The sequence below is a fragment of the Curvivirga sp. genome (genome assembly GCF_965219885.1).
GTDB lineage: Bacteria > Pseudomonadota > Alphaproteobacteria > UBA8366 > Aestuariispiraceae > Curvivirga.
Map to the genome: position 1 here is coordinate 385,221 of NZ_CBDCOT010000009.1, position 25,189 is coordinate 410,409.

Annotated in this window: 24 protein-coding genes; 2 read left to right on the plus strand and 22 right to left on the minus strand. The window is 41.6% G+C overall.

The features are described from left to right. Positions 1-3: 3 nt before the first annotated feature. From ACOQOA_RS07310 to ACOQOA_RS07335, 6 genes are all read right to left on the minus strand, one after another. Positions 4-1,398, minus strand: a complete 1,395-nt coding sequence (locus tag ACOQOA_RS07310; protein WP_420547988.1) for an ATP-binding protein — start codon at positions 1,396-1,398, stop codon at positions 4-6. A 78-nt stretch (positions 1,399-1,476) separates the two neighbouring features. Beyond that, positions 1,477-2,097 (minus strand): PepSY domain-containing protein, encoded by a 621-nt coding sequence (locus ACOQOA_RS07315; protein ID WP_420547989.1) that lies wholly within the window; start codon positions 2,095-2,097, stop codon positions 1,477-1,479. Between the two features lie 89 nt (positions 2,098-2,186). Then, on the minus strand, positions 2,187-2,864 hold the full coding sequence (locus ACOQOA_RS07320) for a response regulator transcription factor (RefSeq protein WP_420547990.1): 678 nt from the start codon (positions 2,862-2,864) through the stop codon (positions 2,187-2,189). Positions 2,865-2,960: 96 nt separating this feature from the next. Then, positions 2,961-3,728, minus strand: coding sequence for a helix-turn-helix transcriptional regulator (locus ACOQOA_RS07325; RefSeq protein WP_420547991.1), 768 nt, complete (start codon positions 3,726-3,728; stop codon positions 2,961-2,963). 26 nt (positions 3,729-3,754) lie between these two features. Next, positions 3,755-4,285, minus strand: a complete 531-nt coding sequence (locus tag ACOQOA_RS07330; RefSeq protein WP_420547992.1) for a YbhB/YbcL family Raf kinase inhibitor-like protein — start codon at positions 4,283-4,285, stop codon at positions 3,755-3,757. 171 nt (positions 4,286-4,456) lie between these two features. Next, the gene (locus ACOQOA_RS07335; RefSeq protein WP_420547993.1) at positions 4,457-5,500 is read right to left on the minus strand and encodes a permease; all 1,044 of its coding nucleotides are present in this window, start codon (positions 5,498-5,500) and stop codon (positions 4,457-4,459) included. 152 nt (positions 5,501-5,652) lie between these two features. Here ACOQOA_RS07335 and ACOQOA_RS07340 point away from each other — a divergent pair, with 152 nt between their 5' ends. Next, positions 5,653-5,991 carry an ArsR/SmtB family transcription factor gene (locus ACOQOA_RS07340; RefSeq protein ID WP_420547994.1) on the plus strand — a complete coding sequence of 113 codons (339 nt, stop codon included), beginning with the start codon at positions 5,653-5,655 and terminating at the stop codon, positions 5,989-5,991. On the opposite strand, the gene ACOQOA_RS07345 is transcribed toward ACOQOA_RS07340, so the two are convergent. The 13 genes from ACOQOA_RS07345 to ACOQOA_RS07405 all read right to left on the minus strand — a co-directional run bounded on the left by ACOQOA_RS07345 (position 5,981) and on the right by ACOQOA_RS07405 (position 20,304). Beyond that, a complete protein-coding gene (locus ACOQOA_RS07345) occupies positions 5,981-6,772 on the minus strand; it encodes an HAD-IIB family hydrolase (protein WP_420547995.1) in 792 nt (263 codons plus the stop codon). The genes ACOQOA_RS07340 and ACOQOA_RS07345 overlap by 11 nt on opposite strands. A gap of 9 nt (positions 6,773-6,781) precedes the next feature. Continuing rightward, positions 6,782-7,612, minus strand: coding sequence for an endonuclease/exonuclease/phosphatase family protein (locus ACOQOA_RS07350; RefSeq protein WP_420547996.1), 831 nt, complete (start codon positions 7,610-7,612; stop codon positions 6,782-6,784). After that, positions 7,612-8,421, minus strand: coding sequence for a carbohydrate ABC transporter permease (locus tag ACOQOA_RS07355; RefSeq protein WP_420547997.1), 810 nt, complete (start codon positions 8,419-8,421; stop codon positions 7,612-7,614). Before ACOQOA_RS07355 ends, ACOQOA_RS07350 begins: the two co-directional genes overlap by 1 nt. Positions 8,422-8,427: 6 nt before the next feature. Further along, complete coding sequence (locus ACOQOA_RS07360) at positions 8,428-9,294, minus strand: carbohydrate ABC transporter permease (RefSeq protein ID WP_420547998.1); 867 nt, start codon at positions 9,292-9,294, stop codon at positions 8,428-8,430. A gap of 59 nt (positions 9,295-9,353) precedes the next feature. Further along, on the minus strand, positions 9,354-10,619 hold the full coding sequence (locus ACOQOA_RS07365; RefSeq protein WP_420547999.1) for an ABC transporter substrate-binding protein: 1,266 nt from the start codon (positions 10,617-10,619) through the stop codon (positions 9,354-9,356). Beyond that, positions 10,619-11,638: an ABC transporter ATP-binding protein gene (locus ACOQOA_RS07370; RefSeq protein ID WP_420548000.1), complete on the minus strand. Its 1,020-nt coding sequence runs from the start codon at positions 11,636-11,638 to the stop codon at positions 10,619-10,621. Before ACOQOA_RS07370 ends, ACOQOA_RS07365 begins: the two co-directional genes overlap by 1 nt. Further along, positions 11,635-12,414, minus strand: coding sequence for a DeoR/GlpR family DNA-binding transcription regulator (locus tag ACOQOA_RS07375; protein WP_420548001.1), 780 nt, complete (start codon positions 12,412-12,414; stop codon positions 11,635-11,637). Before ACOQOA_RS07375 ends, ACOQOA_RS07370 begins: the two co-directional genes overlap by 4 nt. A 179-nt stretch (positions 12,415-12,593) precedes the next feature. Continuing rightward, complete coding sequence (locus ACOQOA_RS07380; RefSeq protein ID WP_420548002.1) at positions 12,594-13,445, minus strand: ABC transporter permease; 852 nt, start codon at positions 13,443-13,445, stop codon at positions 12,594-12,596. 14 nt (positions 13,446-13,459) lie between these two features. Beyond that, on the minus strand, positions 13,460-14,329 hold the full coding sequence (locus tag ACOQOA_RS07385) for an ABC transporter permease (protein ID WP_420548003.1): 870 nt from the start codon (positions 14,327-14,329) through the stop codon (positions 13,460-13,462). Then, the gene (locus ACOQOA_RS07390) at positions 14,329-15,444 is read right to left on the minus strand and encodes an ABC transporter ATP-binding protein (RefSeq protein WP_420548004.1); all 1,116 of its coding nucleotides are present in this window, start codon (positions 15,442-15,444) and stop codon (positions 14,329-14,331) included. Before ACOQOA_RS07390 ends, ACOQOA_RS07385 begins: the two co-directional genes overlap by 1 nt. 104 nt (positions 15,445-15,548) lie before the next feature. Then, on the minus strand, positions 15,549-16,625 hold the full coding sequence (locus tag ACOQOA_RS07395; RefSeq protein WP_420548005.1) for an extracellular solute-binding protein: 1,077 nt from the start codon (positions 16,623-16,625) through the stop codon (positions 15,549-15,551). A 324-nt stretch (positions 16,626-16,949) separates the two neighbouring features. Then, on the minus strand, positions 16,950-19,400 hold the full coding sequence (locus ACOQOA_RS07400; protein WP_420548006.1) for a GcvT family protein: 2,451 nt from the start codon (positions 19,398-19,400) through the stop codon (positions 16,950-16,952). A 13-nt stretch (positions 19,401-19,413) separates the two neighbouring features. Further along, positions 19,414-20,304, minus strand: coding sequence for a choline/ethanolamine kinase family protein (locus tag ACOQOA_RS07405; RefSeq protein ID WP_420548007.1), 891 nt, complete (start codon positions 20,302-20,304; stop codon positions 19,414-19,416). A 168-nt stretch (positions 20,305-20,472) separates the two neighbouring features. Between ACOQOA_RS07405 and ACOQOA_RS07410 the strand changes: the two genes are divergently transcribed. Further along, positions 20,473-21,225 (plus strand): histidine phosphatase family protein, encoded by a 753-nt coding sequence (locus ACOQOA_RS07410; protein WP_420548008.1) that lies wholly within the window; start codon positions 20,473-20,475, stop codon positions 21,223-21,225. Between the two features lie 26 nt (positions 21,226-21,251). Here the strand turns inward: ACOQOA_RS07410 and hisN are convergent, their stop codons facing one another. Genes hisN through ACOQOA_RS07425 form a run of 3 tightly spaced genes read right to left on the minus strand, consistent with a single transcriptional unit; the run spans position 21,252 to position 25,163 of the window. Further along, positions 21,252-22,061, minus strand: coding sequence for a histidinol-phosphatase (hisN, locus tag ACOQOA_RS07415; protein WP_420548009.1), 810 nt, complete (start codon positions 22,059-22,061; stop codon positions 21,252-21,254). A gap of 44 nt (positions 22,062-22,105) precedes the next feature. Next, complete coding sequence (locus tag ACOQOA_RS07420; protein ID WP_420548010.1) at positions 22,106-24,088, minus strand: ABC transporter permease; 1,983 nt, start codon at positions 24,086-24,088, stop codon at positions 22,106-22,108. Positions 24,089-24,122: 34 nt separating this feature from the next. Then, positions 24,123-25,163, minus strand: coding sequence for a quaternary amine ABC transporter ATP-binding protein (locus ACOQOA_RS07425; protein ID WP_420548011.1), 1,041 nt, complete (start codon positions 25,161-25,163; stop codon positions 24,123-24,125). Positions 25,164-25,189 lie beyond the last annotated feature (26 nt).

A 25,189-nucleotide genomic window follows, 5' to 3' on the forward strand; every position in this document is an offset into this window, starting at 1 on the left:
AAATTAAACTTTGTTCATGTTCTCCAAAGCCATTTCATCTTCCTGAGGAATCGGAAAAGAGATCGTCACCACTAAGCCATTGTCATTCGCAAGATGAATGTCGCCTTGGTTTAACTCAACTATCGCAGCAACCATACTCAAGCCAAGGCCATTACCTTTTTCATGTCGACTATTGTCCAAGCGATAAAATCTTTCAAATACTTTTGTAACCTTATCCTCAGGGATGCCTGCACCCTGGTCTTGAATAACAACTTCAAAAGTCTCACTTGTTTGTCGCAAGATCAGTATGATTTGAGATTTGGCGGGCGAATATTTAACCGCATTATCCAACAAATTTGAGATAGCTTGAAACAATAAATCACGATAGCCAGGAAGTCCCAAACCTTCTTGAATTTCAACGATCAGATATTGCTGTTTTTCCTCTGCCAAAGGTTCGTATAACTCGGCGACATCGCGACAAAGCTGGCTTAAATTAATTTCTTCAATATCTTGCGAAATTTGTTTCTTTTCCAGCCGACTAATATGCAGCAAAGATTGAAAAGTGGATAATAGTTCTTCAACATCATGCAGTGCTTCTGAAATATTTATTTCGCTATCTCGATCTTTGGTTCTTTGGTGAAGATTTTCCAGTTTATTATGCAAACGGGTTAAGGGTGTGCGCAAATCATGCGCAATGTTATCTGATACATGCTTGATTCCATCCATTAAAAACTGAATGCGATCTAACATTAAATTAAAGGTAATTGCGACTTGATTAAGCTCATCCCCCTTTTCTTCTGTCTGCATACGATGATCAAGATCACCAGCACTGATTTTCTGACACCCGTCAATGATAACGTTAATACGTTTTTGCAACTGTCGATGAAAAACGATGCCGAAAACCGCACCGACTATAAGGGAACATATAAGAAGAAATATAAGAGCGAAATATGTACTAAATCTAAATAACTCAATCTGACTATTGCGATGCCCAACCAATAGATGCGTCCCATCAGATAAGGTCCTATGGAAATATCTTAATTCAAGCCATTCTACCTCGCTCTGCCAGTCCACCTCTCCCCAGACAGTCGATTTATCAATAATATCTGGCCATTCCCGGATGTTTCCTAAGACCGGATGAAAATCACGATCCGTTAACAAATAAATACTTTCAGTATTTGGGTTTGTCCGCAGCCGATGAGAAAGAAGCTCCGTTAATCCCTCAAGTCCATTCAAATCATAATATTCAACCAAGCTATCAGAATCTGCCCGAATAATACTGTTCAATTGTTGGCTGAGGGAACTATTAGAAAGCCATAAGAAACCTTGTGAGAAAATGAGCGTTAACGCAATCAAACCGGATGTATAAAAGGCCATATATTTAAAGGATATGGATTTTTGTTTGAATTTAGCGAACATATTTTTCCCTTGGCATCTTTGGGAGGTAGTGTGGTTCCATGAACATATCATACCCCCCTGTTTTATGAAGGCTCAACTTTAGCCGACCTGATGCATTTCATTTATATCCAGTAAATTTTCACCATGACGATCATTTTCATAATTACGAATAAAAATCATCTTTCCCGTCACGGCATTGATCAAAGTAAGAGATAATCTATTTTCAAACCAGCTTCTGATTTCGAAATAAAAAATATCATCCTCTTCTTCCAATTCTACCGATAAAATGCCTCCTTCAATTTGTTCGGATGCCAATAGAAATTTGGACATAAATGTTTGCTCTTGCTCTGGGCTAAGAGTTAGCAAACCCAAAGTTACATAATTTGCCAAAGTTGCGCTTGAATCAATACTTTCATAGATCACCTCACCTGTTTCCGCTTTATAACGGAAATGATACACACTTGAACCGCTTGAAACTTCCACTTCATAAAATAATTCGCCATCATCCATATCAACCTCTGCACGTTCCACGATACCAGGGGTTGTCTTAAATGATTTTTCGATTGCATCGATTAGGGTAAATTTGCCTTTTGCATTTTCTCCAAAATCCAAAAGCGCTAAAACTTCCCAATCGCGCATATCATCCGCCCGAACGATAGGCATATTTAGGGCAAAGATTAGCGATATAAAGACGAAGGTTTTAAGTATAAATTTCCACATTTTTCTATCCTTAACAAACTGAATTAACGCCGTTATAACGATCAGCAAGTGGATAGAAGGTGTCCTTAATCTAAATAATTGTTCATGTTTTAAATAATATTACCAAGCCGATACCCTGCCCCACGCACCGTGTGCAGTAGCTCCCCCTCAAAATCGGAATTTAGTTTCTTGCGCAAACGGCTAATATGCACATCAATCACATTTGTTTGCGGGTCAAAATTATAGTCCCATACATGCTCTAAAATCATTGTTCTGGTGACAACCTGACCTGCATGACGCATCATATATTCAAGTAACTGAAACTCACGTGGTTTTAACTCGATCAACTTTCCTTGTCTCTCGACCCTACGTGTCAATAAATCCATGGTAAGATCTGCAACTTGTAGGGATGATTCACTAGAGAACGGACCTGATCTTTTAAGCAATACATGAATACGTGCAACCAGTTCAGAAATAGAAAACGGTTTAACCATATAATCATCAGCCCCGGAACGCAGACCTTCGACGCGGTTATCGACATCACCAAGTGCGCTCAAGATAAGCACGGGGACCTGAATATCATTTTCCCGAAGTAATTTTAACAAAGATAACCCACTAATCTTTGGTAACATGCGATCAAGCACTACAACGTCATACGCTTCTTCCGTCGCAAGAAAAAGGCCATTCTGCCCATCATTGGCAATATCAACTGCAAATCCATTTTCCATCAACCCTTTGGCAATGAAATCAGCGACATCACTTTCATCTTCTATGACTAGTATTCTCAATCTAAACCCTCATGCTCGCAATTAATTCCGAAGACGCCATCTTAACATAAAGAAACTGAATCTTATCTTACCGAATTATGAACAAGATTTAATATTTTAGCGAACTGTCGCTAAATAACCTCGTGGCGACAACCCAAATTGCTTTTTAAACTGGGATGCAAATCGCGCCTCAGATTTATACCCACATGCTAATGCCACGTCGATCGGACGTTTATCATCTTGCAGTAAACTGAGGGCAAATGTCATGCGTGTTTCGCGCAATATTTGTCGGAAGCTTGTATTTTCTGAATCCAGCTTCCGTGCCAAAGTCGCACGGCTCATAGATAATCCCTGCGCCACATTTTCCAATCGGAAATCCTGTCCCGGATTGTTTCCAATCAAAGAAAAGACCTTTTCGGCATATGTCGCCTGCTTTTGAGGAAATAAAAGCCGCAGGATACCTGCTTCATTTAATAAGGCGTAAAACCCATAGATAAACTGCTTTTGTGCTAACTGAGGTAATTTTTGAAACTCTTGAGACGTAATCACTTCCAAACCATAATCCAGCGCTTGGCTTCTCTTTATACGTGGTTTAGCTGGCGATGAAAGACGCCCTTCCACCAACATTTCTTCGGGTGGCGATAAAAAGAAAGATACACATTTAGACTGAAACAGCGTTTCTTCCGGGATATTCAGAAAGGTCAAATGTTGATTGGCATGAACAACCAACCAATAAGAAGGATCAAGATTAACCATCTCGTCTCGCCGCAGTAATTCTTTCCGGCCTTTTTGCACCCACATTATTGTTGGAACGCTTACTGGAACGTTTCGTAATTTTTGTGGGCTACGGCTATTAATATACTGTGTTTGAACAAATGGATTCATCTCTTGATCCTATCTCATCTTCAAATTCACTCAGTTACAAAAGTCGCTGTTAAACGCGCCTTATCAAGGTTCATATGATTTAGAAAATATCCAACTACAGCATTTGATGCACCTTTTGGGATTTCCAGCTTTTCAACTGGCAAAGCCCAAACCGTAAATTGATAGCGATGCATTCCATGCCCTTTAGGTGGGCAAGGACCACCATATCCAACCATACCATAGTCATTCATAAGTTCTTGGCCCGAGATACCATTTCCGCTTGCCCCTTTTGCTAAACCATTCTCTGATTCTGGGATATCTAAAACCACCCAATGCCAAAAGCCGCTCTCCGTCGGGGCATCAGGATCATACGCCGTCACAGCGAAACTTTTAGTATCTGCCGGTGCATTTGACCAACTTAAAGCCGGGGAAACATTTCCGCCTTCACACCCAAATCCGTTAAATTCGAAACTGGTATCCATGCGACTGCCTTCTTCGATATCCGCACTTTTTAAATCCAATGCAAATGCATTAACTGACAGCACAGCAGCGCCCAAAATTGTTACAATCCTTAACATCTATTCATCTCCATCTTTGAAATTGATGACGTAAAGATAGCAATTTCATTTCTCAATTTTATCACACAAATGCTCAACATTCATATAATTAGTATTAATTTGAGCATTTTTGAACAAAAAAACGCTCCTTCATTGGAAAGAGCGTTTTAAAGCTTCGACCGTCACTTAGATTTAGAAGAATATGTTAAACAAAAATCCTGCTAATATTGCCATACCAAAGATCACAGATAGAAAAGCAATAATCATTTGGCGCTTAAACATCGATTTCAACAAGATGACCTCTGTGATACTTGCACCAGCACTACCAATGATCAAAGCCATCACAGCCCCCATCCCCATTCCTTTTGCGGCTAGCGCTGCAGATAATGGAATAACAGCTTCTGCGCGCACATATAAAGGTACTCCAATCACTGCTGCGATCGGAACCGCTAAAGGATTATCTGCACCGGCATAATCTGCAATAATATCAGCAGGCATGAAGCCATAGGTCATAGAACCGATTGCCACGCCAATCGCTAGATAAGGTAGAACCTTCAAGAATTGTGACCAGGTTTCTTTCCAAATACGCAACCAACGATTATCAGATACGTCGCTGATCACAGCGGCACCGCAAGAATTCACTTCGACTTTCACATCGTCCGAAGGCGTACAACTTTTACTAACACAACTATTTTGCGTAACCTCTATCTTTGGTTCAGCACAACTACTTTTACAACCACCAACACCTTTATCTGAGAAAACTTCTTCCTTAACAAAGCGATCAAATTTAAAGTTTTCCAACAAATAAGCCGAAACCAACGATACCAATAGCGCGATCAAGGCATAAGCTATTGTAACCTTCAATCCAAAGGTCGCCCAAAATAGTCCTATAATGATTGGATTAAGTAAAGGTGAGGTAAACAAAAAGACCAATGTTGGACCAAAACCCGCTTTTGCCTTTAAAAGGCCAGTTAGCATCGGGATGGTAGAGCAGCTACAAAACGGGGTTACACTACCCAATAAAGCAGCAGAAAAATAACCCTTACCGCTTTTGGAACTCAAGATTGATTGAATTTTCTCTGCTGGCAGAAACTCTTGAATAACACCCACGATAAAACTGATTATCAGGAATAAGAGCGTCAGTTCTGTTCCAATGAATAAAAACATACCCACTGTTTCAGCGACCATAGGCCCCCATTCCCCCAAAGGTAAAGAAAGAATAAAGTCCGTTAACATTTTTTATCTCCATATTTCTAGAATTATCGAAATATATAATCTCAACCCATTTCAGAGTCAACTATATTTCCAGAACTATCGAAATGAACTTGTGAAAGGCACATTCAAACCTTATATTTAAATTTGAAAAACAAGCGAAAAGAGTGCGCAAAATGGATATGGAAAAAATGGCAGCCTGCTTTGCGGAATTAGGCCACCCCACCCGTCTTAAAATATTCCATTATTTAGTAAAAAATGGATTTAAAGGCGTGCCTGTTGGGGAATTGCAATCTACCTTGGATATCCCCTCATCCACCTTATCTCATCATTTAACCAAGCTGATTAACGTTGGTTTAGTAAAACAAAGACGAGAAGGTAAAACTCTTTTTTGCACTCCAGAACTGGAGGAGCTCTATCACGTTCTCAGTTTCTTAATTGATGAATGCTGCCGTGATGATGACGATGTAACAGACGATTTAAAACAAAAACTCTTAAAACAGTTTAAGAGTTAAGTTCTTTACGACCCGTGATCATACTATTTGCTAACTCGACAAAACCATAGCCGCCTTTTTGATTGGTTAAATACTTTGGCTGGTCTTTAAGGTCCGTGAGAAAAGCTGAAATATTTGCCACACCTACTGTATTATCAAAATGAGTGAACATAGCTTCATCATTTGGAGAATCACCAATAAAGGCACATTCACTTTGATCAACAGAAGCACTCTCTTCCTGTAACCATTTTAATGCTCCTTGCGCCTTATCATACGCCCCCATCCAAACATTAATATGGATGGAGCTACAACGCGCCAAAGCCCCTTTCATCTTCCACCAATTGGCAGCTTCCAACGCTAACGGCCTTTCAACTTTCACTTGTTGTCCAATATCAAAAGCAATATCTGTCAGACGAAAATTTTGATCCTCTGTATCTGGAATATCCGGAAATATTGAGTGAAATTCTTGTTTGAGATCATTTAACTTGTGCCAATTATTCCGGCGTTCTGTTTCATCCAGATAATAGTGACGTGTAACTTTGTTGGATGAATCCTTGGACAACCACATGCTACCATTTTCTGTAATAATAGTATCTATGGGCCAAGTTCTTATTAAACAATCAGCCCAACCAGCACTTCCCCCTGTCACGGGTACAACTTTGACACTCATATTCCTTAAGTCATATAACGCCTTATAGGTTTCTAAGGGTAGCTGCCCCTCCCAAGTCAACGTATCATCAATATCGGTGAACAGAATTTTTGTCTTATGCGGCCATTGATCAGGTAAGTTTTGTATCGACATAAGTTAATCTTAATCTTTTAGAAAAATGGAAATCGGCTGATGATCTGAAGCATCAGTTTCGATATCAACAGACATATTTTCTACATGATGCGATAAATCATCACAGATCATAAAATAATCACGACAATGCGGACCTTGCGGCCATTGTTTTTGATCAAACACACCACAAGTTGGTGCATGCACATGATCCTCATATAAATATGCCCAACAGTCCTTTAAACATTTATCATCCGTCAGCAATTCATACTCATCAGACGTCACTTCAAGATTTAAATCTCCGCATAACAACGTAAATTGGGATTTTGCAAACGGCTTATAGGCACCAGCAGGCTCAGCAGGCACATTACTTTTCTTCCTCACATTTATTTCCTTTGCCAGTTGGGAAATATACCTTGCCTGTGCGTATCTTTCGTATTGGCTATGAAAGGCCAAATGAGTGTTTAAAATCGATATGGAAGTATCTTGATATTTCACCGCAACTTCTACCAACATCCTTGGCATTTGAGGCGTATCTTCAAGAACAGGATAAGGTAATCGATGCAATCGACTATCAAGTAAATACGGGGACCTTATCAAAGATAAATTCCCAAATTCCTGGCGTGTGCCTGCATCACCACGCCCGCTCACTGCCGCCCCCCATACGACCTCGTGATCGGGAAATACTTTTTCAAAATAGGATAATTGGTCATCATTGCCATATTCGGGGAAATTTCTGGAAACTTCCTGCAGGCAGATCACATCAGGTTCGCCTTTTTTACAGATCACCTCAGAAATTCGTTCCAGATTAAATTCTCCATCACATCCAAGACCCGCTTGAATATTCCAACTCACCATATGCATTACTTGATCCCTGCACTCATAAAGGATTGCATAAATTGTTTCTGAAAAATTAAAAACAAGACTAACAGCAAACCCACTGAAATCAGCGTTCCTGCAGAAATAACCGACCAATCCACACCAGATTCAGGTGCCCCAAATATGGCCATTCCTACGGTCAAAGGTCGACTATTTTCTGTATTAGTCGCCACCATAGGCCAGAGGAAATTGTTCCAATGATAACTGATGGAAACAAGAGAAAAGGCCAGATAAGTTGGACGTGCAACAGGGACAAAAACTTTCCAGATAATTTGTAAACGGGAACAACCTTCAACCAAGGCTGCATTTTCCAATTCTTGCGGCACTGTCATAAAGGTTTGGCGCAACAAGAATATACCAAAAGCACTGGCGAAATAAGGCAATCCAACCGCCAAATATGTATCCAGAATATCCATGGAAGCCACGGTTTGATAGTTTTCAACAATTAAGATTTCAGGAACCACCATCAACTGCATGAGGATCAAGGCAAAAACCAAACCACGTCCCCAAAACTCTAATCTGGCAAGTGCATATCCGGCTAAAGTACATATCACCAATTGAACACCCAAGATCAATGTTGTGATAATCACCGTGTTAAACATATAGCTTAAGAAAGGAGCTTGATCCCAGGCAATCGCAAAATTTTCCAATGTTAAATCAGCTGTTAGATCAAAGCTTGTTGCATCCACACTTGAATGAAATGCTGCCCAGCATGCATAAAGTAATGGGAAAATCCAGATAATCCCCAAGGCCCAAGCCATCAAATTATTTATATATTTTGTTAAATGTTTCATGGGATCTTACCGATAATGAATACGTCTTTCCAACACACCAAATTGCAATACTGCCAATAACACTAAAATGGCGAGCAACAAGACTGTGAGTGCCGCTGCATAGGATGTTTCAAAGAAACTAAACGCATTTTCATAAATGTAATAAAGCAACAGATTGCTTGCGTTATTTGGTCCACCTTTTGTGAGGATAAAGAGATGATCAACCATCTTGAAAGCATTCAAAATAGCATTCACCAAGATGAACAAGGTGGTTGGCATTAATAATGGCAAAGTGATGCGGAAGAAGATATTTGCTTCACTTGAACCTTCAACACGGGCCGCTTGATATAAATCTGGTCGTATCCCCAATAAGGCCGCCAGATAAAAGATCATAAAGAAGCCAGCTTCTTTCCAGATCGTCATCGCCATCACGGAATAAAGCGCTAAGTCAGGATCCCCTAACCAGTTATATCCTTCATGCCCAAACAAGCCGAGGATGGAATTTAACAATCCAATTTCAGGGCTATAAAAAAACAGCCAAATATTGGCCACAGAAATCATTGGCAAGACGGTTGGTGTAAAATAGGAAAGCCTTAACAAGCTACGCCCCGGCATATGACGGTTAATCCACATAGCCATTGCCAATGCAATAATGATTGAGGCGGGTACGGTAATTACAAGATACCAAAAACTATTACCCAATACCTGCCACAATACATCATCAATCAGCAGGAACTCATAATTATCCCAGACAAATCCTGTATCGGTATTTTCCCCTAAGGAAAAAAAACTACGCCAGATGGTTTTAATCGTGGGGATATGCGTAAAGCCGGCTAATAAAACTAAAGCTGGCAGCAAGAGTAGCCACGCCTGTATATATTGTTTATTTTTCATATGTATATCAAAAAAAGAGAGGATGCCCTTGCCTAACAAGAGCACCCTCGACAGAGAAATTATTTATAACGTTTCAAGATATTTTCTGCTTGTTTCTGCGCTTTTTGCAACGCCTCTTCAGAAGACATCTGACCCGTTAAAGAAGCTTGGATCGCATCGTCTAATAGTTTACGAACACGACCGGCTTTATGTGTAGAAAGTTCCGCCGTTGCATGTTGCAACTGGTCACGTGCAACCGCAGCTGGTGGGAAATCTTGTACATATTGCTTTAATTCGCTTGTGTCATAAGAGGCCTGACTAACCCCCATATAGCCTGTTGCAATACTCCAGTTCGCAGCTTGATCTGGTGAGGTCATAAATTTAACCAATTTCAAAGCAGCTTGTTTTTCTTCATCAGAAGATTTTTTGAAGAGATAGAAGTTACCACCACCTGTCGGGGAACCTAACTCTTTACCTTTCGGCAATTTCGCAACGCCAAAATCAAAAGAGGCATTCTTTTTAACAGCTGTCAGGTTACCTGTGGAATGCCACATAATTGCAGTTTTCTGTTCTAGGAAGTTCTGACGCAATGTACCCCATTCAATTGTACCTGCTGGCATAATCTTATGCTCTTCGCCCAAGGATTTCCAATAATCCAACGCCTCAACAACACCTGCTTTGTCAAAATAGGTTTCATTACCAGCTTGGTTCATCAACACTTCGCCATTTTGTTTGGTAAACGCACCAAACATCCAGTAAGGATAACCAGTTGACGGGATCATTGCCCCCCATTGATCTTCAGTGGTAAGTTTTTTACCCATATCTACAAGCTCAGCCCAGGAAGATGGCGCTTTTTCTGGATCAAGACCCGCTTTACGGAACATATCTTTGTTATAATACATAACAATAGTAGAGCGCTGGAAAGGCACACCATAAGTTTTACCGCCTACCTTACCATTTTGCATCAATGGACCATAGAAGCTATCCAACCATTCTTTATCTTCGTCAGTGGACACAACATCGTCGAATGGCACAATCGCACCTAAATCCATCAATTCATGCACATCAATAGAAAACATAACGGAAAGCTGTGCTGGCTGGCCACTTTTTAACGCAGCTAAAGCTTTAATACGCGCATCATTGTAGTTACCAGCATAGATCGCCTCCACATCGATATCCGGGTTTTGAGCTTCAAAATCCTCAATCATACCATCTACGATTTTTGTAAGTGGACCACCTACGGCAACCGGATAATACATTGTCAATTTGGTTTCAGCATGCGCCATGCTGGTCAAACCAGTTGCAACAAGTCCTGCAACTGCAATTTTCTTAGCAAGTTTAAACATTAGTTTAATCCCTCATTCATAAAATGATTTTGTGTGGTGTCGGCCATTCTCTGACCTGTCGTTCTCGAGAAATAGTGAGCCTGCCCGCGATCCCAATTCAGTTTGAGAGAATGGCCAGCAGGGTATTGGCGGTGACCTTGAATCATAAAGTTCAAGATATGCCCGCAGAATTCAGTAGAAATTAGGGTATTGGCCCCGTGATAGTCACAATTTACCACGTTAGAATTAATACCTTTACTTTCATCCAGTCGAATATGTTCTGGTCGGATACCTAAAACGGTTTGATCATCCGGAATTAAATTCATCGGTGGATGCCCAATAAATCCAGCAACAAAATCGGTAGCTGGTTGATCATATAACTCTTCCGGTCGACCGATTTGTTCAATGCAACCTTTATTCAAAAGAGCAACCCGATCCGCCATACTCATGGCTTCAATTTGGTCATGGGTTACATAGATAACAGTTAAGCCTAACTTCTTTTGCAAGCTTCTAATTTCACTACGCATTTCATTACGCAATTTGGCATCAAGATTGGAAAGCGGCTCATCCATCAAACAGATCGGCGCATGGGATACAATGGCACGCGCCAAGGCGACCCGCTGACATTGTCCACCAGATAATTGTCCCGGCTTTTTGTCCATATGAGCACCAAGATCAACAAGTTCCAAAACTTCACTTAAACGCTTGTTACGTTCAGCTGGATCAACACGGCGGGCTTTCAAACCAAACAGAATATTTTCTTTAACACTTAAATGCGGAAACAAAGCATAGGATTGGAAAACCATGGATATTTTACGTTTTCCAGGTGCAAGGTCAGTGACGTTTTTCTGATTAAAATGGATTTGCCCATTTGTCGGATTTTCCAACCCAGCCAACATCATCAATGTCGTGGATTTACCGCAACCGGATGGCCCTAGAAGCGCTAGAAACTCCCCTTCCGCCACGTCAAAGCTCATATCATTAACAGCGGTCGCCTCGCCCCAACTTTTTGTTAAATTCTGGATAGAGATAAAACTCATTGCCCTTCTCCCTTTCCAGCACATTCAACAATTTTTACGCCACCTTCATCGCAGATCGCCTTCAAGTTTTCAGGAATAGTATCAATATAAAAACGGTCAATTTCATTAATTGATCCGGTACGTACAGGTGCGCTACGCATATATTTATTACGATCCGCAACCAGCAAACGCTTTTCACAATTTTCCATGATGGACCGAGAGATATTTGATTCTTCCGGTGAGAAATCAAGTAAGGTTCCTGTTTCACCAATACCGCCGACACCGAAGATCCCATAATTCACATGGAACTTACGCAAGAATGCGGTTGTTTCTTCACCTGTTGTATCCTGATCCGATGCACGCAAACGGCCACCGGCCAAAAATGTGGTGATACGTTCATTCTGACAAAGAATTAAAGCGGCATTTAGATTGTTGGTAATAACCGTTAACCCCGGATGGCTTAACAATGCCTCCGCAATTTTTTCCAATGTGGTGCCAATACCTAAAAAGATACTGGCGCCTTCAGGAATATCCCGCGCAATGCTTTGTGCAATTTGCTCTTTTTCTTGCAAATTGATGATCTGTCGATTTTGGAAAGGCAGATTCTGTGACTGGACCGGTAAGGTTATTCCACCATGTACACGCTTCACCAATCCCAGATCACTTAATTCATTTAAATCCTTACGGATTGTCTGCACGGAAACATCGAAATAATCCGTTAAAAGATTACTAGATATAACCCCGCCCTCATCACGTAAGCGCTTCAGGATTGTTTGTTGTCTTTCTGATAAATTCATTTCGTTCGATCTTCAATTCTTAAAATTTACTTTCGAACGAAATACTAATAGCTTCTTATGAAAGATCAATTACTTTCTTATGAAAATTATATGACATTGGTATTTTTCTTACCTTCTAGAAATAAAAAGGGCCGGATGAGAAACCCATCCAGCCCTTACAAACCATTAATTTAAAATGATTATTTTTCTTTTTGGAACAATATGCTGATCAAGGCCAAGAAAGCTGATCCAACCATCAAGAAAACAGAGACTGCATTCAAGACGGGTGTCGAACCCTCTTTCAAACGATCATACATTGTAATCGTCAATGGTGCGTCCGATCCAACCAACATCAAAGTTGTATTAAAATTCTCAAACGACATCAAAAACGCAACGACACCGGCCCCAAACATTGCGGGACGCAGATATGGCAATGTGATGGTACGCAACACATCAATCTTGGATGCGCCAAGGTTATAGGCAGCTTCTTCCAATGAAATATCGAACTTACGCAAACGGGCAGAAATCACCAAGGTCGCAATTGTTGTAATAAAGGCAAACTGACCTAACACAACAAGAACCAAACCCGGGCGTAAGAATTCCAAATCCCAATTTAAGCTATCCTCAATGCCATTCGCCAAGGTATTGGAAAAGACCAAGATGGAAATACCCAGGATCACACCCGGAATAACCAATGGCAACAACATCAAGATATAAGCCAAAGATTTGAAACGGAAATCATAGCGTTCAAACAAGAAAGCATTACTTGTACCAACTGCAATACTTAACGCCGTCACACAAAGTGCTACAAAGAAAGAAACGCTAATCCCTTTCAAGATAGAACGATCATGAAACACTCCAAGCTTTGGTTCGGTGTCATTAAAGAACCAATCAAAGGTAAAGCCTTCCCATGGCAAGGATGGGAAAATGGAATCATTAAAGGCGAAAGCCGCAACCACAACAAGTGGCGCAATTAGATAGATAAAGAAAATCCCTACATAGGTTGCATAGCTGTAACGTAATAACGGGTTTTGCGGAATAGATGGTATCATGTCTTACTCCTCCCTTAACTTTTCGCCACTGTGGATGCCAAAGTCTGACGACTTAACTTCAAGCCGCCCCAAACCATCAAGGATGATAAGGCAAGCAACAAGAAACCAAAGGCAGCCCCAAGTTCCCAGTTAAATCGAGTAATAAACTGGGTATAAATCTGCCCTGTGAACCACATGCTGGATTTACCGCCCAACAAGATTGGTGTCAGGTAATTCCCCAAAGTCAGCATGAACACCACGATACAGCCGGAAATAATGCCCGGCATCGCATGTGGAATGACAATTTCACGCATCACGGAAATCATATTTCCGCCAAGGTCGTATCCCGCCTCAATCAAACTATCATCCAAGCTATCTAATGTGCTTACCAATGGTACGATCATGAATAACATGGATGTGTAAACGAGGCCCATTACCACAGTAATATCATTGTAGAGCATCTCAACCGGCTGATCCAAAATACCCATCCACTGTAGGAAACTAGACACAATACCTGTTTCACGTAACAAGATCATCCAACCAAAAGTACGCACTAATTCACTGACCCAGAATGGCAGTAAGCAAAGAAGGAAAAGGACTTTCTTTGGTTTATTACGCGCGATTTTTGCAATATAGTAAGAAACAGGAAAACCAATAACCAATGTTATAACTGTGGCAAGAACAGACATGATCGCCGTGCGCGCCAAAGTATTCCAATAAAACGGTTCCCCAAAGAATTCAGCATAATTGCCAAAACCCATTTCGTATTGACGTGGACCAACTTTTTCACGAATGGAAAGCAGGAACATATCAATATGTGGAATGATGACCAATAACAGCATCCACAATATGAAAGGCGTTAGCAACAACCACAGCGTAAACCGCCGAGACGTATCTTTGTCCATTACTGCTCCTCCTCATCCAGGTCAGCGCAATGAGAAAAACATTTCGCCACATCCTGACGCCAGGAAACAGTTACATCAGAACCACGCTCCAAATTCGCAAACTCACCAGTTTGCGGCATATTTACAGAAATTTCTTCACCCGTTTCTGTGGCAATCAAACAACGGCTGTCTGCACCATTAAACAGGATATTTGTTAACTTACCTGTAAGCTGGTTCTCATCAGAACCAGAACTGTCTTTGCCGATAGAGATAGAGATAGATTCAGGACGAACAAAGATATCGACGTCGTCGCCTTTATTTAGCGCACCACCGGCCGATAGCGCAGACATTTGCAAGCCGCTCTCTGTTTCCACCTTCACACTGTTGGCATCGCTACCGACAACCTTACCGTGCCAACGGTTACTATCCCCAACGAAACCAGCAACGAAAGCTGTCTTAGGGTTATAATAAAGCTCCTGTGGGGAACCTACTTGTTCAAACACACCATGGTTCATCACAGCGATTTGGTCTGACATCACCAATGCTTCGGATTGGTCATGGGTGATGTAAACGAATGTCGTGTCAAATTGTGCCTGAAGTTGTTTTAATTCAACTTTCATATGTTCACGTAATTTCAAATCCAACGCGCCCAATGGTTCATCTAACAACAACACATCCGGGTTCAACACCATACAACGCGCAATAGCGATACGCTGTTTCTGACCACCCGAAAGTTGGTCTACACGCTTCGGTCCAGCGTCAGGCAAACCGATACGTTCCAGCGCTTCTTGCACCTTCGCATCAATGTCAGATTTCGCCATTCCATTACGACGTAAACCATAAGCGATATTTTCAGCCACATTCATCATTGGGAAAAGAGCCAAATGTTGAAACACCATATTCACAGGGCGTTTATTCGGGGCAACATTTAAAACAGATTTTCCTTTAATCTGAATGTCACCACTATCCGGATTATTAAAACCGGCAATCATACGTAGCAAAGTTGTTTTACCACACCCAGATGGACCCAAAATAGAAAAGAATGAGCCTTTCGGAATAGAGAATGAAACATCATTCACCGCCGTAAAGCTATCAAATTTCTTAACAATATTTTTGCATTCCAAATCAAAATTCATCGACATATCGCTTACTATTCACAAAACTAATCACACATTAAAAGAACGGAAGGGAAGTTTATAAAAACCTCCCTCCCTGATAACTTCAGATTCTAAATAGAGTCTTAGTTAGCCGCGTTGATTTTATCTAACGCCTTGCCTTCCATCTCTTCTAGACCTGCAGGTACTGTTGGGTACCATTTGATATTGTCGATATCAGCTTGGCTGAAAGATGCGTTGAAACGCGCTTTCAAGTCAGCATCAACATTCGCATCACCACCTTTAGCAGCTGTGAAGTTGCCTGCTGTATTTGTGATCATGGATGCGATTTCTGGTTGCATCACAAAGTTAATCCATTTGTATGCTGCATCTTCTGCTTTTGTCTTACGTGGCAAAGCGAATGTATCGATCCAGCCCAATGCACCGGATTTAGGCGCAACGAATGTTACATCAGCCATATCTTTGTTCAATTTCCAACCACCGGTATCCCAAGCCATTGCTGCTTTTACTTCACCAGAACGGATCAGCCCCATCAATTGGTCGCCACCTGTCCAGTAAGCTTTTACATTTGCTTTACAGTCGATCAATTTCGCTGTCACTGTATCAAGGATACCTTGATATTTTGCTTTATCGTTATATGCCGCAAATGGGTCTAAGCCCATAGAATATGCGAAACCAATCAATGTTGGACGCTTCAAACGATAAGATACACGACCAGCAACAGCCGGATCACAAAGATCAGCGTAATCTTTAACTGTATCGCCTGCTTCTTTTGTGTTCATCACAAGGCCGCTTGTACCCCATACATGTGGTACACCGTAAACTTCTCCATCAAATGTTGTGTTAGCTTTTGTTGCTTCCAACATAGATGTGATCATTTGAGAGGAATCGATTTTGGAAAGATCGATCGGCTTATAAATATCAAACTCTGCTTGTGCGCCACTGATACGGTCTTGGCTTGGTTGTGCCAAATCGAAACCCGCACCGCCTGTCGCACGCAATTTAGAAATCATATCTTCGTTGTTGGATTTTGTGACTTCAACGTCGATACCTGTTTCACTTTTGAACTTTTCGATAACGGCTTCAGGTGCATAACCGCCCCATGTCAAAAGACGCAATGTTTCAGCTTGCGCTACATTTGTCAGACTTGTTGTTGCTGCAATCGCCACAACACCGGCAAACAACCCCTTGAATTTCTTCATTTTATATTCCTTCTATACCTGTTCGATATTTTTCTAAAATGCAAATAATTGAAAATATATTTACATAAAGAGAAAATTACAATCGCGAATACTATACTATTTGCATCGGCATAGATATATTTTTATGACATTTTTATAAAAAAAATATGAAATGAAAATAAAGTGAAAATAATTGAACATTTCACCTGAAATTTCACTTAAAAAAAACACGAGAAAGAAAACACCCCAGACGCAAATGAGGGCAGCCAGAATCCCCACTCTGACTGCCCTACAAACGCATCTGCAACCTAAAAAGTTCAGCTCAACCTATTCTGCAAAACCGGTTTATTGCTTCACTTTATCCATTTTTGGATCAAATAAAGGTGCCAGATGCAGCGAAGCTTTTACTCTTTTGGTCGCAACTTCTAGCTCATATTCGCCAGATTTAAGGTAATCAGCGTCAACACCATCTTTATTACGCACATATCCGAAACCTATCGGTTTATTTAGTGTGTACCCAAAGCCAGCACTGCTGAGCCATCCGACACGCACCCCATCACGATAAATAGTTTCACGTCCCAACAGAATGACATCCGGATCATCAACGGTGAAAGTCGCCATCCGCTTTTGCACGCCTTCAGCCTTTTGTTTTTCAATCGCTTTACGTCCCTTAAAGTCGATATTTGTTTTCAACTTCACCGCAAAACCCATACCTGCCTCAATCGGGGTATGATCTGGCCCAATATCTGAGCTCCATGCACGATAACCTTTTTCAAGACGGCAGGACTCAATTGCACGATAACCTGCATTTTGAATACCCAGATCCTGACCAGCTTCCATAATCGCATCATAGACATTTGCAGCATATTCACTTGGCATATGCAGCTCCCAGCCAAGTTCGCCAACATAGGTCAATCGGAAGGCAAGAACAGGGGCGCCTGCCAAACCGATCTCCTTTGCAGTCCCGAAGGTAAATCCTTCGTGACTGATGTCATCTGTCGTTAATTTTTCAAGAACCTTACGGGCATTTGGACCCATGATGGATAACACAGCCTTAGAAGACGTGATATCAATCAAATATGCATTTAAACCTTCAGGAATATTTGAACTGATCCAGTGGAAATCATGGGTGGCGTAACCAGTTCCCGTTACAATGTAATATTCATCGCGCTTGGTACGTGCGACAGTCAAATCACATTCGATACCGCCATGATCGTTTAACATTTGTGTATAGATTAATGACCCTACCGGACCACTTACATCATTGGCACAAATCCAATTCAATGCCTTTTCTGCATCTGGTCCGACCATCAAGAATTTTGCGAAAGAAGATTGGTCAAACACGGAGACATTTTCACGGGTGTTTTGATGTTCCTTGCCAACTTTCTCAAACCAGTTTTGGCGACCATAAGAATATTCATCTTTGGCTTCCTGACCATTTTCAATATCTGCAAACCAGTTTGGACGTTCCCAACCCAGTTTTTCACCAAAACATGCACCTTGATTTAATAATCGATCATATAGCGGGGATTTACGTCCACCGCGACCCGTGGAATGCTCTTCATGCGGCCAGGCAATTGTATAATGCTTACCATAGGCTTCCAATGTGCGGGTCCGCACCCAATTATCATCAAAATGACGCGATCCGAAACGGCGAATATCAACAGGCCATACATCAAATGGCGGCTCACCCTTGGCAACCCATTCTGCCAGAACCATACCAGCGCCACCACCAGATGCGATACCAAAAGCATTAAAGCCTGCACCGACAAAGAAGTTTTTCAATTCTGGCGCTTCACCCAAAATGAAATTACCGTCCGGCGTAAAACTTTCAGGGCCATTCACCAATTCTTTAATCCCTGCAGTTTCAAGTGCAGGCACACGCCCCAAAGACAATTCCATTAATTGTTCAAAATGATCAAAGTTGGAATCCAGCAAGGTGAAATGGAAACCTTTTGGGATACCATCCATTGCCCATGGAATTGGATTAGGTTCATACCCGCCCATCACAAGACCACCAACTTCTTCTTTGTAATAGGTCAATCGATCTGGATCACGCAAAGTTGGAAGATTGGATTCCACGCCCGCGATCTGTTCTGTCACCATATATTGATGTTCTACTGGCACCAAGGGTACATTCACACCAACGGATTTTGCAAAGTTGCGTGTCCACTGCCCCGCACAACAGATAACTTTTTCACATTCAATAAAGCCTTTATCTGTATGCACACCCTTGATCACATCATCTTCCATCTCAATGGAAAGAACTTTTGTATCTTCCATGATGGTTGCGCCATTCATACGCGCGCCTTTTGCCAAGGCTTGTGTAATATCGGATGGATTTGCCTGTCCATCAGTCGGTAGGAAAGCTGCCCCAACCACATCGCCAATATCCATTAACGGCCACAGGTCCTGTGCTTCTTGAGGTGTAAGTAATTGCATATCCAAACCAAAGGAATGCGCGGTCGTTGCCTGACGTTTTACTTCTGTCCAACGTTCTTCATTACAAGCCAAACGCAAGCCGCCATTCATTTTCCAACCTGTACCTAAACCCGTCTCTTCCTCCAGACGATTATAAAGATCGACTGAATAGCCTAGTAATTCGGTAATATTGGCATTAGAGCGCAATTGGCCTACAAGTCCAGCTGCATGGAAAGTTGTACCAGATGTCAGTTTTTTGCGTTCCAACAATACTGTATCCGTCCAACCAAGCTTGGCTAAATGATACGCAACGGAACAGCCGATAATTCCCCCGCCAATAATAACCGCTTTGGCTGATTTTGGTAATTCAGACATTTATAATTTCTTCCTATATTTGATTAAATTCGTTGAGCGCAGCTTTAAATCCCGCGAGGTTTTCTTCTGTATAAGCCGCAAAATCAAAATCGATCTCTGAATGAAGCTCAGATACCATACTCCACATGGTTTCCCGTAACAGGGAGGCACATTTCATGGCGCTATATTGACGCCATAATTCATCAGTTACTTGCCTGTCGAAATACGCTTCTAACATCCATTTTTCCTGAATATCAGACAGATTATTATTTGACGCCAAGCCACCCAAATCAAACAATGGGCTGTTAAAACCTGCATAATCCCAATCAAGCAACCAGATGCGTGAGCCATCATCCAATAAGTTGGCAGGCAATAAGTCATTATGTCCGAAGACCACCTCAATAGACCCGACAGCAGTCTCCAATTGGTCGGCGGATTTCTGTAAATCTGCGAGTTTATTGAGATGGTTACTGTTACCGGCTTTTAAGGTCGCCGCATAATCTCTAACAATATGAAAAACCCAGAAGACAAGCGCAGGTCCCCTTACATATTTTGGCATATCGTAATGGCATTTATGTAATAAAGGTAGAATACGTCCCAGATTTGTCTGCATCTGAACATCTGAAGCATCAAAGGTTTTACCTTCAATAAATCTAATAACTAATGCACCTTCAGTATGAAAGACGACCTCCGGGGATAATCCAGCTTCATAGGCTGCCTTGCTCGCAGCCAGTTCATTGAAACGCATAACTTGGTGCAGAGGGATATCATTGCCAACACGGACAACAAATTTCTCACCACCATCTTCAACAACATAATTCACATTGGTGATGCCGCCGCTCAGCGGTTGTGGATCCACCTCCCCACGCCAACACGTCAATCCCTGAACAAATTTCTTGCTATCTTTCATCCCTGCCTCGGACATTCTTATTTTCATTTCTTGATTTAAATTGTCCTCCAAAAACCTGCTTCATGTCAACATTAAAACAACATAAAATGAATAATTAATGACATTTATTGTTGATTTAATGACTATATTTGTTGATATAAGCATTCAATTTTATCATATTGAAAATAATGAAGAGTAATCCCAATGACTTATAAGCCATTGAAAAGCACATATTTTCGACGCCGCATTTACCTAATGCGTCATGGTGACGTGTCTTATTTTGATAAAAACAACAAACCTGTAGATGAACCTAATAATGTTCAATTAACCGAACTCGGATGCAAACAAGCACAAGATATAGGCAACTTATTGTCCGACATCGAAATTGATAAAGCTATCTGTTCCGGCTTGATTCGAACGAAACAGACTGCTCAACTCGTATTAGGTGATCGTAGAATACCCATCGAAGCAGAACCATGTTTTATGGAAATTCAACCAAAAGGCTTTGATCAAATACCAATTGATCGACGCGAAGACGAACTCGCTTATGCATTTGAAAATGCCTATCTACCTAGCGCATCTTATGGAGCAGGTGAAACATTTGTGGAATTTGCAACACGTGTAACAAGCAAATTTCATGAAATTGCAAGACAAACCGATTGGTCACAACTTCTGATCGTCGCCCATGACGGTGTGAATAGATTGCTCTTATCTTTGATTGCATCAAACTGTCGTGCTAGCGCAGAAAGCACCTTACTTTCCATGGGTGGTTATGATCAAGATACATGCTGCCTGAATATTCTGGATATTGATGTAAAAGATAATGAGATTATTCTTTCAAGAATTAAAACGTTGAACTATACGCCAAGCAATCCATTAAAAACTGATAATCACTTTTCAAGTATGGAAAAAGTTTTTCATCCTTATGCCACATCGAATGTGAAGTTCAGTCCATAAAAAAGGAGGCTTTAAGCCTCCTTTCTCTAATTATTGTTTTCAGACTTCCATTCCTGAATAAGCGACAGCATTTCTGCATGTACCTTCGGATCACCACAAGCCAGCACATCCCCATCAGAATCCATCGTCAATCGATTACCATCCCAATCTGTGATAATACCGCCTGCACCTTCGACAACCGGCACCAAGGCACAGAAATCATACGGCTGTAGATTACGCTCAATCATTACATCGATCTTACCGGCTGCTACCTTTACATAGGGATAACAGTCATACCCAAAACGTGCCAAACGCGTCTTTTTCTGGATTTTTTCATAAAGCCCTGGTGCGCCTTCAAACATTTTGTCTGCTTCGCCAATAAAACAGAGAGCTTCGGAAAGGCTTGAGCATGCACGTACCTTCAGCATTTCTCCATTGTTATTTCTGGCATCTTTCCCCACAGCCCCGATAAATGTTTCACCAAGAGCCGGCATATGCACCACACTCGCCATTGGTAAGTTGTTATGAACCACACTGATTAACATACCAAAAAGCGGAATACCTGTGATGAAAGATTTCGTGCCATCAATCGGATCCAGAACCCAGATATATTCCGCGTCCATATTCTGCTTGCCGTGTTCTTCACCAAATATGCCATGATCCGGAAAAGCCTCACCAATAATGTTACGTAATACGGTCTCTGTTTCCCGATCCGCAATCGTAACTGGTGACTCGTCTCCTTTATAATCAACATCCACCGCTTCTTTAAAATAAGCTAAACTCGTTTTTGCTGCCTCAGTTGCTGCTTTTTGCGCAACATCCAAGATTGCTTCGACAGAAGTATTTGAAGAAACCAAAGTTATTTCATCCCTGTATCTAATATTATGTTTATATATTTCGCTTAATGATGATGCTGTCTAAGCTTCTTTGCCCCAGCATTGATCAAACGATCTGCAATAATAGCAATAAAAGCAATAGACAAACCAGCAATCAAACCACGCCCTGTATCTGCCTTGGTCAAAGCGATATAAACTTCCTGACCAAGATCACGTGTACCAACAAGTGCCGTAATTACCAACATAGAAATTGCCAACATCACTGTTTGATTCATCCCAAGCAAGATTTCTGGCACAGCGATTGGTAACTTTACCTTCCACAAAAGTTGACGTTTCGTACAACCAGATACGATGCCAGCTTCAATCAAAGATGGATCAATTTGACGCAAGCCATGAATAGTATAGCGTACAGCAGGCGCCAAAGCATAAAGGACCACAGCAATCATCGCAGCGAAATCACCGACACGGAATAACATTACAACCGGAATCAAGTAAACAAAACTTGGTAAGGTCTGCAACGTATCAATAGCGCCTTGAATGATACGATTAGCTGTTGGCTTTTCTGCTGCTAGAATACCAAGTGGCACACCGATTAACCCTGCAATTACCACAGAAATACTGCACAAATAAACCGTGATCATTGCTTTTTGCCATTGACCTGTAACCACAATAAACAGGCTTAATACAGCGCATAGTAACGACAGACGCCATCCGCCTAACTGCCAACCGATCAATGCCAACATGGCACAAACCCACGGCCATGGAAGACCAAGTAAAAACCGTTTTACCGGGATCATAAATGTCGTCAACAATGCTGTTTTCAATGCCTCAAATTGATCATAGAAATTTACATTTAGATATTTCACTGATGCTTCCCAGAAACTGGCCGTCGTGACTTCCCAGCTTTCAGGATACATCTGAAAAGCGTCAATCACATAGCCACCTATCCCGAAGAACAGAATTGCAACGCCTGAAATCAATGACCATTGATGGCGTTTAAGAAATGGTTTCTGAGCATGATGGTGGACCAGAGCCATATCATTTTGCTCTGCAAAGGCCTGACTTAATCGATCAAGCGCAATCGCCAGCACAACGATAGCTACGCCAGCCTCCAGACCACCACCAATATCTAATCGACGCAGAGATGTCAGGACATCATATCCTAAACCACCCGCTCCGATCATAGACGCAATAATCACCATATTTAACGAAAGCATGATCACCTGGTTCACACCAACCATTAAACCGGGTGCTGCACTTGGCACCAATACTTTCCACATTAATTGTCGGCGGGTACATCCTGCCATATAGCCAAAATCAACAATCTCACTTGGTACATTTTTCAAGGCCATAATTGTTATCCGCACCATTGGTGGCATGGCATAAATCACTGTTGCAATCATCGCTGCGACGGGCCCAAATCCAAATAAAAACAAGATGGGTACCAGATAGGCAAAGATTGGCATGGTTTGCATCAAATCAAGAAGAGGTGAAATTGCCTTTTCAAATTTTGGCCAACGATACCCACAAGTTCCGATCAACACACCACCAATCACCCCCATAGGAACTGCAATCACAATGGAAGACAATGTGATCATAGAACTTTCCCATTGCCCAAAAACAGCCAGATATAGGAAACATAACATGGCAAATATCGCCAAGCTCATTTTGGCGGGTGTGAGTTTCATTGCCCGTGCAAAATGCCCTATTGCAAAGACAATAATGATCACCGCAATCCAACTTATCGGTGGCAATACCTGTACAGCCTCATTGCCTAGTCCACTGTAAAAACCTGTTGAGAAAATTGCGGTAGAGAAATCAAGTGGCAACTCCAAAAGATAGGCAATACCACGGGTAAACTCCTTAAAAGTGAACAAGCCAAAACTGGCTTCTTCCACCAACCATTCCATACCGTTGGTGATATGACTTTTTAAAGGCAAACGCCATCCAGCAGGATATTTCATCGCCCATTTCATGCCCAATATCTTTGACCAACCCTTGGCATTTGCCGCCAAGATCAAAGAGGCAATGAATAGCAAAAGCCACATCCCTCTGACAGAGACTATAAAATTTTTGAACCTCTCAGTCACCGGCATATCCTTCACCAGCAACAAGAACACTAATTACCTTATCCCGCGAAAGGCTCCCCACCACTTCGCCATTTTCATCCAAAACAGCAAATGGCTTATCTGCCGCTTCAACTTTCACAGCAACATCAGCAATTAAATCTTTCACAGCAACATCGCCAGCAACCTCGTGAGCGCCCAAAGGTGCCGCCATGACTGAACCAACAGTTAAAACTTTGGCTTTTGAAACATGGCTTGTAAATTCCTCTACATAAGCATCCGCAGGGTTTAAGACCAATTCTTCTGCCGTTCCAATTTGTACGACACGTCCGTCCTTCATAATTGCAATGCGGTCTGCCAGACGAATTGCTTCGTCGAAATCATGGGTGATAAAGGTAATTGTCTTATGCAGAACATTTTGCAGACGTAAGAATTCATCCTGCATCTCACGACGGATTAACGGGTCCAAGGCACTAAACGGTTCATCAAGAAACCATAATTCAGGCTCTACTGCCAAGCTACGTGCGATACCAACACGCTGTTGTTGGCCGCCTGAAAGCTCACTTGGATAGTAATTTTCACGCCCTTTTAAGCCAACCAATTCAATAACTTGTCTGGCCTGCTTTTCACGTTCAGCTTTACTCACACCCTGAACTTCCAGTGGAAAAGCAACATTTCCAAGTACGGTTAAATGCGGCAATAATGCGAAATGCTGGAAAACCATCCCCATTTTATGGCGACGAATTTCGATCATTTCTTCTTCGGTCGCATCCAGTAAATTCTTACCATCAAAGATAATTTCACCCGCTGTGGGCTCAATTAGTCTGGATAATAATCTGACTAAGGTGGATTTACCTGATCCTGATAATCCCATAATGACGAAAATTTCGCCTTCATAAATTTCAATATTGGCTTGGCGGACACCAACAACGCAACCTTGCTCCTTCAGGGTTTTATCAAGGTTTTCTGAGCTGGTTTCATTCATAATCTTTTCTGCATTCCCACCAAAAACTTTCCAAATATTTTTGCATGAGAGTTTTACAGATTGGCTGGGCATTTATTTATTCCGATCCGATCAAAACA